The 11,994-nt window shown below is 44.1% G+C and carries 10 protein-coding genes and 2 tRNA genes; all 12 read right to left on the minus strand.

Annotation, left to right across the window (positions count from 1 at the left end):
• Positions 1-223 precede the first annotated feature (223 nt).
• The 12 genes from PT285_RS08665 to PT285_RS08720 all read right to left on the minus strand — a co-directional run bounded on the left by PT285_RS08665 (position 224) and on the right by PT285_RS08720 (position 11,990).
• Entirely contained in the window at positions 224-2,710 is a 2,487-nt protein-coding gene (locus PT285_RS08665) for an ATP-dependent Clp protease ATP-binding subunit (RefSeq protein ID WP_277149713.1), read from the minus strand.
• Positions 2,711-2,861: 151 nt separating this feature from the next.
• Positions 2,862-2,935, minus strand: a tRNA-Pro gene (locus PT285_RS08670).
• A gap of 40 nt (positions 2,936-2,975) precedes the next feature.
• Positions 2,976-3,050 (minus strand) — tRNA-Gly (locus PT285_RS08675).
• A gap of 97 nt (positions 3,051-3,147) precedes the next feature.
• Positions 3,148-4,698: a lysine--tRNA ligase gene (gene lysS / locus PT285_RS08680; RefSeq protein WP_277149715.1), complete on the minus strand. Its 1,551-nt coding sequence runs from the start codon at positions 4,696-4,698 to the stop codon at positions 3,148-3,150.
• Between the two features lie 15 nt (positions 4,699-4,713).
• Positions 4,714-5,733 (minus strand): tRNA dihydrouridine synthase DusB, encoded by a 1,020-nt coding sequence (gene dusB / locus PT285_RS08685; RefSeq protein ID WP_277149717.1) that lies wholly within the window; start codon positions 5,731-5,733, stop codon positions 4,714-4,716.
• A gap of 58 nt (positions 5,734-5,791) precedes the next feature.
• The gene (locus tag PT285_RS08690) at positions 5,792-6,415 is read right to left on the minus strand and encodes a histidine phosphatase family protein (RefSeq protein ID WP_277149719.1); all 624 of its coding nucleotides are present in this window, start codon (positions 6,413-6,415) and stop codon (positions 5,792-5,794) included.
• A 93-nt stretch (positions 6,416-6,508) separates the two neighbouring features.
• Positions 6,509-7,399, minus strand: coding sequence for an Hsp33 family molecular chaperone HslO (gene hslO, locus PT285_RS08695; protein ID WP_277149721.1), 891 nt, complete (start codon positions 7,397-7,399; stop codon positions 6,509-6,511).
• 55 nt (positions 7,400-7,454) lie between these two features.
• Positions 7,455-9,608, minus strand: a complete 2,154-nt coding sequence (gene ftsH, locus PT285_RS08700) for an ATP-dependent zinc metalloprotease FtsH (RefSeq protein ID WP_277149723.1) — start codon at positions 9,606-9,608, stop codon at positions 7,455-7,457.
• A 90-nt stretch (positions 9,609-9,698) separates the two neighbouring features.
• Entirely contained in the window at positions 9,699-10,958 is a 1,260-nt protein-coding gene (gene tilS / locus PT285_RS08705) for a tRNA lysidine(34) synthetase TilS (RefSeq protein WP_277149725.1), read from the minus strand.
• Positions 10,942-11,310, minus strand: coding sequence for a S1 RNA-binding domain-containing protein (locus PT285_RS08710; RefSeq protein WP_277149727.1), 369 nt, complete (start codon positions 11,308-11,310; stop codon positions 10,942-10,944). The genes tilS and PT285_RS08710 overlap by 17 nt, the downstream gene beginning before the upstream one ends.
• Positions 11,307-11,684 (minus strand): septum formation initiator family protein, encoded by a 378-nt coding sequence (locus PT285_RS08715; RefSeq protein WP_277149730.1) that lies wholly within the window; start codon positions 11,682-11,684, stop codon positions 11,307-11,309. Before PT285_RS08715 ends, PT285_RS08710 begins: the two co-directional genes overlap by 4 nt.
• Positions 11,685-11,747: 63 nt before the next feature.
• Positions 11,748-11,990: an RNA-binding S4 domain-containing protein gene (locus PT285_RS08720; protein WP_277149732.1), complete on the minus strand. Its 243-nt coding sequence runs from the start codon at positions 11,988-11,990 to the stop codon at positions 11,748-11,750.
• Between the last annotated feature and the right edge of the window lie 4 nt (positions 11,991-11,994).

An 11,994-nucleotide genomic window follows, 5' to 3' on the forward strand; every position in this document is an offset into this window, starting at 1 on the left:
CTTTCTGTTTGGAAAAGCAAATATTAAATATTACATTTTGATTACAAAAGCTAGGGCAGGCAATTTTATGCATAAAAAAGACAAAAACAACCACTGTCGTTTTTGTCTTTATCATTTTGTTGGACAATAGATCAACAAAATACTGAACCTCAGCCTTTTAAAACACTCTAAAATATACTGTAAATTCGTTCTTTTGTCAAATAATAACTACTGTCACTATCATTTATTTGCTGGCAACTTTTTCGCTATTAGAATCAATTACAAATTTCAACTTGCCGTGGTTACTGCCAATTTTCAGTACATCGCCTTTAACCAGCTCACTCTTAATCATCATTTCGGCAATTTGATTTTCAATATCAGTCTGAATCGCCCGGCGCAAAGGTCTTGCCCCCATCTCGGGATTATAACCGTCTTTAGCAATCTGATTAAGTGCAGCCGGGGAAAGCTTCAATTGGATTCCCTGTTTACCTAAGCGCTTGATTAACCTATTAGTTAGCAACGATACAACCTGCCGCAATTCATTTTGAGTCAGCTCATTAAAGATAATCGTATCATCAATCCGGTTCAAAAATTCTGGCCGGAAGAACTGTTTAAGTGCTTGACGCACACGTTCCTTACGAATTTTTGCTTGGTCCTCATTGTCTGCGCTGAAGCCCAGTTTCTTAGTTTCAAAAATACTTCTTGAACCTAAGTTCGAGGTCATGATAATAATCGTGTTTCTAAAATCAACCTTGCGGCCCTTAGAATCCGTCAAAAAGCCGTCATCTAAAACCTGCAGCAGCATATTAAACACATCCGGATGCGCTTTTTCAACCTCATCAAGTAAAACAACCGAATACGGATGACGGCGCACCTGCTCTGATAACTGACCGCCCTCTTCATAGCCAACGTAGCCGGGCGCAGAACCAATTAATTTGCTGCTGGCAATTTGGTCCATGTATTCAGACATATCAACCCGAATTAAATTACTTTCCGAACCGAACATTGCTTCAGCCACAGCCTTTGCTAATTCCGTTTTCCCGACACCGGTTGGCCCTAAAAATAGGAACGAGCCAATTGGCCGCTTTTCATCTTTAATTCCGCTGCGGTTACGGCGAATTGCCTGTGCCACCGCCATAACGGCTTCATTCTGCCCAATAATCCGCTTGTGCAAGATTTTTTCCAAATTAGACAGCTGTTGCTGCTCGCTGCGTGTCATCTGTGTAACTGGAACCCCGGTCCAATTAGAAACTGTCTTGGCAATATCTTTAGGCTGAACAACCGCACCTGCTTTAACCGCATCATCTAAATCATTAACCAGCTTTTCGCGTCGAAATTGCAGACTGTTTTCCTTATCCTGCAATTTTGCCGCTTCAACAAAGTTTTGGCTGACTGCCGCCGCATTTTTCTGCGCAATCGTCTTTTTAAGCTGCTCATCAACCTGATATAAACGTTTGTCAGAGCCAGCATCTTTCTTCATCTTGACACCTGCACTAGCCTCATCAATTAAATCAATTGCCTTATCCGGCAAGTAACGATTAGAAATATAGCGACTCGACAATTCAACCGCACTCTCAAGGCTGGCCTGAGTAATTTTTACATGATGAAATTTTTCATATTTGGGCCTTAACCCCTGTAAAATTGCCAGCGATTCTTTCTTTGACGGTTCATTCAAGCGCACCTGTTGAAATCTTCTGGCTAGCGCCTGATCCTTTTCAATGTATTTTTGGTATTCATCGAAAGTTGTTGCCCCAATGATTTGGATATCACCACGTGCAAGCGACGGCTTTAAAATATTGGCGGCATCAATTGAACCTTCGGCAGCCCCCGCACCGATTAAGGTATGCAGTTCATCGATAAATAGAATTATTTTCCCATCTTGAGTAATTTCTTTGATGATTTTTTTAATCCGCTCCTCAAATTCGCCGCGGTATCTTGTCCCGGCAACCAAACTGCCCAGGTCCAAAGCCACTACCCGCTTATTTCGCAGCTCGCGGGGCACCTTTTTATTGATAATTTCAGTTGCCAGCGCTTCAGCTACCGCCGTTTTGCCGACTCCCGGCTCGCCAATCAGAATCGGGTTATTCTTTGTTCTGCGCAGCAAAATTTCAATCACGCGTGTCAGCTCTGTTTCACGGCCAATAACCGGATCAATCTGATCGTTGCGTGCTCGTTCATTTAAATCAACAGAAACCTGGTCAAGCGTCGGCGTTGTACTCTTCTTCTGTTCACTGGTTCCTTGCCCTGCATCACCAAATTCTTCTTCAAACCAGCCGGAGTCATCTTCAATGTCATTATTTTCGCCAAGACTGGTATGAACATCATCTTCAAGCGAATCAAGGTTAACGTTAAGATTTTTTAAAATGGTGGCAGACAAAATCTGTTCGCTCGAAATCAGGCTCAATAAAATATGGCCGGTTTTAATTTCCGGTGATCCCATGCGGTCTGCCAAAGTCTTGGCATAAGCCAGTGCCATGCTTAGCCTTGGCGAAATTTCCATATAATTAGTGTTAGCCGCTGAACCATAACCGGTATAGCGCTCAATTTCCTCACGGACACTTGTTGGCGTTACGCCCCATGCACGCAAATCTTTGCCGGCTTCACCATCCGACTCAATAACTAAGGCCAATAATACATGTTCCGTTCCAATCAGCCGGTGATGAAAATCTTGTGCCTGCTCACGCGCAATTTCCAAAACCTGGTTCGCACTATTACTGTATGAATTTGTCATTATTGCACCATCCCAAAAATGAATTACTTAGTATTCTTCAAAAACATTTCAAACATTATAACAAAATCGCAAGCTATAAGCGAATATCTAACTTACACAGCACAATTAAATAGCTGCAAAAAGAAAAGCCGCCCTTTCAGACAGCTTCATATCGGGAAAACAGGATTCGAACCTGCGACCTCTACGTCCCGAACGTAGCGCTCTACCAAGCTGAGCTATTTCCCGCTAATAAAAAGGCTCACCAATGCAAGCGAGCCATTCATCTTGGAGCGGAAGACGGGATTCGAACCCGCGACCCCCACCATGGCAAGGTGATGTTCTACCACTGAACTACTTCCGCAAGACAAATATTATTATAGCAAACCCACTTTAATTTGCAAGCCTTTTTTGCATAAAAAAAGAAATTCTGCTTAGAGAATTTCTTAATTTGACTAAACTTACTTGGCTTTATTGGCCTTTTTCTTTAAATCTTCCTGAACTTCACGGTCAATATCTTCAACCTTTTCCGGACGCATCGTCGGGAAGAGAAGAACATCCCTGATTGCAGGGGCATCTGTCAGCAGCATCACCAACCGGTCAATTCCGATGCCAAGGCCTCCTGTCGGCGGCATACCGTATTCCATCGCCCGCAGGTAATCCTCATCGATCATGTCGGCTTCATCATTGCCGGCTTCACGTTCAGCCATTTGCGCCTCAAAGCGCTCACGCTGATCGTCCGGATCATTCAGCTCAGAAAAGGCATTACCGTATTCCTCACCCATGATGTAGATCTCAAAGCGGTCGGTGAAACGCGGATCATCTGCATTCTTCTTTGCCAGTGGGGAAATTTCCACCGGATGACCATAAACAAAGGTCGGATCAACAATTGTTTCCTCACAATATTTTTCAAAGAATGCGTTAATAATATGGCCAACCTTCCAGAATTTTTCAACCTTAATATCATGTTCCTCAGCAATCTTGGCCGCTTCAGCAACAGACATTTTCTGCCAAAAATCAACGCCAGTTTTTTCTTTGATCAAGTCAACCATGTGCACACGGCGGAATGGCTTACCTAAGTCGATCTCCGTACCCTGATAATTAACCTTGCCGTCTTTTGAAACAACTTCGGCAGCCGCCCGAATGATGCCCTCGGCTTCATCCATAACATTATGGAAGTCCCAGTATGCAGCATAAGTTTCCAGCTCTGTAAATTCTGGATTGTGGTGGGTATCGATTCCTTCATTTCTAAAGACCCGGCCAATCTCGTAAACGCGCTCCATATCGCCGACAATCAGCCGCTTCAGCGGCAGCTCTAAGGCGATGCGCATGTATAAATCAATATCTAAGGCATTATGATGGGTAACAAAAGGCCGTGCCTCAGCTCCACCGGGAATGTTATGCAAGACTGGAGTTTCAACTTCCAAAAAGTCCAAGCCATTTAAGTAATCACGAATGGCTTGAATAATCTTAGTCCGGTTGACAAAACGCTCATAACTTTCACGGTTGGTAATCAGATCAAGATAACGTTGCCGGTATATTTGCTCGACATCTTTTAGGCCGTGATATTTTTCAGGTAACGGCCGCAGTGCCTTGGAAAGGAACGTGACGTGCGTTGCCCGAATTGTCAACTCACCGGTATCTGTCTTCATGACCTCGCCGTCAATTCCTAAAAAGTCGCCGATATCAGATTTCTTAAAGATTTGGTAGTTGTCTTCGCCAACAATATCCTTACGGACGTAAATCTGAATTTTACCGGTCCGGTCATAAAGATCGGCAAAGCCGACTTTGCCCTTGCCGCGCTTGGCAAGCATCCGCCCAGCAATCTTGGTCTTGGGCATATCGTTGTTTAGTTCTTCTTTGTCATCCTTAGCATATTTTTCTTCTAACGTGCTAGCCAGATCCTGCCGGTCAAATTTTCTTCTACCAAAGGGCTCGATTCCGTTCTCACGTAATTCCTCTAACTTTTGACGACGAACTATCAGCTGGTCATTCATCTCATTTTTTGCCAATTTATCTTTCCTCCATTACTTAGCACTATCAACCATTTCGCGCTGGGACTGCCGTTTTTCATAATCATCAACAAAACTATCAAGCAGATCAAATACTTCTTGCTTAGTCCAAACATCATTTATTTTAGCACGTGTCCGGGCTGAACGGGGAATTCCCTTTAAATAGTAAGCAGCCTGCTGCCGAAATTCCGGAACCGCGATCTTTTCGCCTTTTAGGTCAACCAGCCTAGTTAATTGATGTTCAGCCGTAGCCACTTTTTCACGTACGGTTTGTGGTTGTAATTTTTCCCCCATAGCCAAATAGTGGGTCATATCCTTTAAAATCCACGGATTACCCAAAGCCGCTCTTCCAACCATTACCGCCGTCGAACCGATCTCATCTAGGGCCTTTTTGGCTAGTTCCGGCGTCGTAATATCACCATTAGCAACAAACGGAATCTCTAGTGCCTGGGCTACGTCGTGCAGAGTTTCCCAGTCAGCGTGCCCCTGATACATTTGCTTTCTGGTTCGACCATGCATAGCAATCATGCTGGCACCGGCTTCCTGAGCGGCTAACGCATTTTCAACCGCAAAAATATGCTTACGATCCCAGCCAATGCGCATTTTAACCGAAACCGGTTTACTGACATTCTGTACCACGGCGTGCACCATTTGATAAATTTTATTGGCGTCAAGCAGCCATTTCGAGCCGGCATCAGTTTTGGTAACCTTCGGCACCGGGCAACCCATGTTGATGTCAATAATATCCGCCGCAGTGTGCTGGTCGATATATTGGGCTGCTTCAAGCAGTGTTTCTTCAGTCCCGCCAAAAATCTGAATGCTCATCGGGTGTTCCCGCGGATCCACTTTCATCATCGACATGGTTTTTTTATTCCGATAAATAATCCCGTGATCCGAAATCATCTCACAGACAACCAGGCCTGCGCCAAACTCCTTGCAAATCATCCGGAAAGCAGAGTTGGACACACCTGCCATCGGTGCAACAACAACCCGGTTGGGAATTGTAATGTCGCGAATTTTCCAGCTATTATCCACCAAATCATCCTTTCAAATACCTTAATTATGATACCAAAAAAGCTTCTAAGAGCAAGTGCTATTCAATAAAAAATTTACCTGGTGCAACCCGATTGTAATAAAGAAGTGTCGGATATTTAGTTTTGTCATTAACCACAAAATTAACCACCCCAGCATTATCAACTTCTGTAACCATGCTCATATCAGGTATCTGCAAAACATTTTGCACCATTGTCCGTGAAGCAGTCCCGTGAAAAACCAGCAAAACAGACTGATTAACGTGTTTTTGCAGCAGTTCATGCCAAAAAGACATTACTCGTTCAGCCAAATGTTGAAAAGATTCACCATTACAATAGTCATTATAGTTTTCTTTAAAAAACCCGAGATCATCAAATACTTGTGGATACACATTATAAATTTCGTCAGATGTCTTACCGTCCCAATCACCATAATTCATTTCTGTTAACCGGTTATCAGTGATAATTTGGTGACGCCCCTGATCTAAAATTTCTGCTGTTTCTTGCGCCCTTTTCAATGGACTTGCATAAACATAATCAATTTTACTGGTATCAAAACTATCACGAAGCAGTTCTACCTGCTTAACCCCAGTTTCATTTAAAGGCAGATTCATGGACGCACCATTGATACTATGCGACTTATTGGTATCCGTTTCTCCATGCCGAACAATATAGACATTTAACATTTACAAAATTCTCCTTATATTCTTTATTAATTAACTTACTTCATTATAACGAAGAATCGACCTCATTGTTTAGTAAATATTACATTTTTAAGGCTAATACTCTTTATCTTCTTTCTTTTTAGCCAAAATTACCTTTAATTCCGCTTCGTCATAATGGTACTGGTTGCCGCAAAAACTGCAGGTCAGTTCTGCACCGTGATCTTCATTAATCATTGCGTCGAGCTGATTTGTCTTTAATGTTTCCAAGATTCCCGCATATTTTTCCTTTGAACAGTCACATTTAAAGGCTACTGCATCTTTTTCCAGCAACTTATATCCTTTACCCAAAATTTTGCCTGCCAAGGCCTCTGGTGTCATTCCGGATAAAAATGCGTCTGACAATGCCGGCAACAGATTGATTCGCTTAATCGTAAGGTCAATCAGGTGTTGACTGGCACCTGGCAAGGCCTGCAGCATGAAGCCGCCGGCCTCACCGATACTATTATTAGGATTAACAAAAACCGATAAGCCCACTGCAGAAGGAATTTGCTCCGACTTTGTCAAATAGTAGGCCACATCTTCGGCAATTTCACCCGAAATGATTGGTACCTGCCCTGTATAAGGTTTTTTCAACCCCAAATCCTTGGTTACTTCCATCATTCCCTGACCAACCGCCGTCTTAACATCAATATGCCCATCTTTTTTGGGTGGCAAAGCAATATGGGGATTTTTTACATAGCCCTTAACGGTTAAGTCAGCCTGTGCCGTTACGACCGTCGGCCCAACGGGACCATCCCCCAGCAAGCGGACCGTCAGCTCTTCCTTGTCTGTCAATTCAGCACCCGCAAGCAGCAAGCCGGCAACTAATGTCCTTCCCAGCACCGCGGAAGAGGCTGACCAGGTATCATGCCGCGTTTGTGCTTCTTGGACAACATCCTTAGCGGTAATCGTCAGCAGCCGTAAATTTTTTGTTTTATCAATTGCCTTAACTAAATAATCGCTCATATCTTTCTCCTAAAAAAAGAGAGCCTAATGAAACAGGCCCTCTTTTTTATCAAATTTATTCGTCACTTGGCGAATCATCATCTTGATCGGAATCCACTCCTTGCGGTTTTTCAGGATTCTTCTCTTCAACTTCCTTATTCTTTTCCAATTCAGAAGGAGTAGCTAATCCATCCTTAGCTTCTTCGGATTTTGCAGCATCCTTATCCTTCTTTTTTGCCTTAAGAACTTCTCTTTTTTCAGCCGCAGCCTTAGCTTCTTCATAAGTTGAAGCCTTCGACTCACTTGGAAATTCCTCTTGCTTTTCTGGCATCTTGCCTGTCTTATAAAGAGACATAATCTGCTTTTCATCCAAAGTTTCGTACTTCAGCAAAGCCTCGGCAATAATGCGGTGCGTATCCCGATGCGTTTCGACAATCTCGACTGCTTTAGTATGAGCCTCATCAAGAAGTTGTCTCACAGCTTCGTCGATCTTCGCAGAGGTGGCCTCACTGTATGGCTTCATATTATAAGGATTGGATTCGCCCTCTTTTTCAAGTTCAACTAATCCTAAAGATTTAGTCATCCCGTAATTGACCACCATGCTGTGCGCAATCTGGGTTGCCTGCTCAAAGTCGTTTGAAGCTCCCGTTGACTGGCCGCCAACGACAACCTCTTCACCGGCCCGGCCGCCCATTAAACCGACAAGCTGCTCCATCAGCTGATCCTTGGTCAGCAGGTATTGATCGTCTTTTGGCAGCATCAGGTTATAGCCACCGGTGCGGCCATGCGGAACAATTGTGACCTTGCGGACTGTCCGTGAATCACTTAAAACCAGACCACAAATTGAGTGACCGGCTTCGTGGAAAGCAACCCGCTGCCGGTCTTTTTTGGAAATCAGGCTGTCCTTCTTTGCCGGACCAGCGATTACCCGATCCTCGGCTTCATCAACATCAGATGCGGTAATTTCTGTGCCGTTGCGCCGTGCGGCCAGAAGTGCCGCCTCATTAAGCAAGTTGGCCAGGTCGGCACCAACAAAGCCTGGCGTCTGCCGTGCGACTTCTTTTAAGTCAACGTCATCAGCCAGCGGCATATTTTTGGCATGAACACGTAAAATTGCTTCACGACCACGAACATCAGGGCTGCCAACTAAAACCTTCCGGTCAAAACGACCCGGACGCAGCAAAGCGGGATCAAGCACATCAGAACGGTTGGTTGCCGCAATGACAATTACACCCTCGTTTCCTTCAAAGCCGTCCATTTCAACCAGCAACTGGTTTAAAGTCTGCTCACGCTCATCGTTGCCGCCGCCCATGCCGTTGCCACGGCGCCGGCCGATTGCATCGATTTCATCAATAAAGATAATACTTGGTGCGCTCTTTTTTGCATTAGTAAACAAGTCACGTACACGGCTGGCACCAACACCAACAAACATTTCAACAAAGTCTGATCCGGAAATTGAATAAAACGGAACGTTGGCTTCACCGGCAACCGCACGGGCAAGCAGGGTTTTACCAGTACCCGGAGGGCCCTCAAGCAAAACACCCGACGGAATTTTAGCGCCCAAATTGGTGTATTTCGATGGATTCTTTAAGAATTCAACGACTTCAACCAGTTCCTGCTTCTCTTCTTCCTCACCGGCAACGTCTGAAAAGCGGACATGATTTTTCTTGGGATCTTCAGGTTTAACATGGGTGCGGCCGAAATTCATAATTCCGCCGCCACCGCTGCCGCCGCGGCCGCCGCCAGCTTGGCTCATCATCATCCATAACATGACGATGAACAGAATCGTCGGGACGAGCATGACAATCGTCGAGATCCAGTTGCCCGACTGCGATTCTTCCTGGTTCGACATCTTAACGCCATTCTTTTGGGCTAAGTCCTGCACGGTCGAAACACTGGAATTGTTCTGCAGCATTGTCGTCGAAAAACTAGTTACTTCTTTACCTGAACTACCATTGAAAAAGTCAAGACTGTTTTTCGCGCTGCCTGTATTCCCCTGTGCTTTTTTATATTTACCCGATACAGAATAAACACCGTTTGAAGGCTGAACGTTAAAACTCTTTATTTTGCCTTGACGCAATTCTTTAACAAACTCTGAATAGCTGATATTTTCACTGCCACCAGAATTATTGTTGCCGCCAAGTGCCCAATTGATCCCTCCCAGTAACAGAAGGAAAACAACTATATAGAACAGGCCGTTTGAAAACAGCCGATTCCGGTTATTCTTCATAAAAAACCTCCGCAAAGTTTCTAAACATATACGCTTAAAAGTTTAACACAATTAGCATTAATGCTCTAATATTTTATAATTTCTTATTATTTAGTACGCGTACAGATAGTAATGCCTATTCAAACGCGAAAAAGTTTGCTGCTTGTATGTCTGCTCAACGAATACGGGCTCTGTCCCCGCATAAATCGTTAGACAAAAAGGCCGCAGATTTGCGGGAATGGAATTTTCCGCAAATTTTTTCTTGCTTTTTACATGCTGGCCATTTTGCAAAAGCAATTTTGCTCCCGCCGGCAGCGGACCGACAGCAAAATTCTGCTGCGGTTTGGCATAAAAGCTGCCCAGGCAGTGCAAGTCCTTATTGATGGTCGTTGTCAAAACTAGCTGACGACCGTTAAATGAAAACTGCTGGTCTAATTTCACCGGCAACCGCGCAGCAGTCGGCTGCAAGTTACCCCTGCTTAAATAAAAGTAGCCGCGGTAAGTAACCAAAACGAATCCGGCTAAATGTTCATTTACCCGCAAATGCCATTTTTGCCAAATAAAGTGCTGCCAATAAAGTCGCTGCTGTGCACTCGTTAAACCATTTAACGCCTGCACGGACAAACGATAAGCCACATTTAAGAATAACTGGGGTGGGCCAATTTTAGCAAATTCTTTGTCTATGAAACCGTTTAACAAGGAAATTTTTTTACTAAAATTTAAGGCATTCTGACCCAATTTGGGATTTTCTTCTTTCAAAAGCGGCACAACGTGATGCCGCAGGCGATTGCGCTGCGTATCATCAGCCAAGTTGGTCTCATCGGTGACAAAAGCAATTTGATGAGCCTGATCGAAAGCAAGCAGTTCAGCTTTTGTCCAGGTAAGCAGCGGCCGCAACAAAATAACACCATGCATTGAGCCGACTGCCTGCAAACTGTTCATTTCGCTAGGATCTCCCGAACGAATAAACTTAAGCAGAATGTTTTCCAGCAGATCATCGTTATGGTGCGCCGTCAGCAAATAGTCGCCGTGATATTGATTGACCGTTTCCACCAAAAAAGCATAACGTGCCTTTCTGGCGGCAGCTTCAACGCCCTTTTTTAGCGGCCCATGCCTCTGCCATTTTCCGCTAACAAAAACAATATCATGCTCAGCACAATATTGCTTAATTATTTTTGCTTCTTTAGCAGAATCAGCGCGCAGCTGGTGGTCAAAATGTGCCGCCACCAATTGAAAATGATAGCGGCGTTTTTCCTCATTGAGCAACGCCAACAGGGCCATCGAATCAGGTCCGGCACTCACCGCCACCACTAATTTCCTATTTATAAGCGGCAAGTTATGTGCTTTAAAAAAATCAATAACTTGTTTCATCAGCCAATTCTTTTTTCAGATATGTAATTTCTTTTTTGGCATCTTTTAGTGTCTTGTTCATGACCTGCTCAAAGTCGGTAGTCTTAGTTTTGGAAAACTGGTTGAGCGGATCAATAAGCAGTGGATCATTAACCCGCTTGAGCGAAAGCGCCAATTTGCCTTTAAAATTATGAATAACTACCACCCGGATTTCTTGTCCATTCCGAAAATTATGGCGCTCACGCAGCCAGTTTTCACCAAAATCATCGTGGTGGACTAGCCCCGACCGTCGACCCGGAAGGGTCAAAAAAATCCCAAGATCAGTTATGTTATTAATCACGCCAGTTACCCGCTGGCCAACTTGGTACTTCATTGATCTGAATTGTTCTTTCTCGGTAAGTTAAATACTTTTTCATTCGGCTTCGAATAATAAAACTTCTCACGAATCAATTTCGCAACATAATCTGGATCTTTGAGATCGGCTTTTTTGGCAGCCAGATCCTTGCGCTGTCTGTTTACCTTTGTCAACGATTGCTTGGCTGCCTGCACCTGACCGTCAATCCGCTTAGTCTTGGCAAGCATGATCGCAATTTGAATGCCTAAAATAACAACGATAATTGCAAAAACGGCAATAATCCGGTTGATTCGTACACGGTGTACTTCTCTTATTTTTTGTTTTTGCTTGCGCTTTAACCGGGCTCTCTGTTCTTCCGGGCTAAGCGAATTATAAATACGTGGTCCCCTCATTAATCTCCCCTGCTTAGGCTAAAAATCTTAATCTAATTATAACAATTTACCGTTTAAAAGTCATCAGTCAAGCAGTTCGTATAATTCACTGGCCTCAGCTTTTTTGGTGGTCTCACGAATGCTGCAGACCTTGGCCTTGACCTGTCTTGTGCCGTAGCCAACCTCAATCACATCGCCAATTTTAACATCGTAACTGGATTTGACAACCTTGTCGTTGACCTTGATCCGGCCTTGATCAGCCATCTCTTTGGCAATCGGACGCCGTTTAACTAGGCGTGATATCTTTAAAAATTTATCAATTCTCATTTTT

This window comes from Lactobacillus sp. ESL0791 (assembly GCF_029433255.1).
In the GTDB taxonomy this organism is placed as follows: domain Bacteria; phylum Bacillota; class Bacilli; order Lactobacillales; family Lactobacillaceae; genus Lactobacillus.

What these genes read in the sequence shown, in the direction of transcription:
- PT285_RS08665 (WP_277149713.1), bottom strand. Translation starts at nt 2,710, where the DNA reads ATGACAAATTCATACAGTAATAGTGCGAACCAGGTTTTGGAAATTGCG.
- PT285_RS08690 (WP_277149719.1), bottom strand. Translation starts at nt 6,415, where the DNA reads ATGTTAAATGTCTATATTGTTCGGCATGGAGAAACGGATACCAATAAG.
- hslO (WP_277149721.1), bottom strand. Translation starts at nt 7,399, where the DNA reads ATGAGCGATTATTTAGTTAAGGCAATTGATAAAACAAAAAATTTACGG.
- ftsH (WP_277149723.1), bottom strand. Translation starts at nt 9,608, where the DNA reads ATGAAGAATAACCGGAATCGGCTGTTTTCAAACGGCCTGTTCTATATA.
- tilS (WP_277149725.1), bottom strand. Translation starts at nt 10,958, where the DNA reads ATGAAACAAGTTATTGATTTTTTTAAAGCACATAACTTGCCGCTTATA.
- PT285_RS08710 (WP_277149727.1), bottom strand. Translation starts at nt 11,310, where the DNA reads ATGAAGTACCAAGTTGGCCAGCGGGTAACTGGCGTGATTAATAACATA.
- PT285_RS08715 (WP_277149730.1), bottom strand. Translation starts at nt 11,684, where the DNA reads ATGAGGGGACCACGTATTTATAATTCGCTTAGCCCGGAAGAACAGAGA.
- PT285_RS08720 (WP_277149732.1), bottom strand. Translation starts at nt 11,990, where the DNA reads ATGAGAATTGATAAATTTTTAAAGATATCACGCCTAGTTAAACGGCGT.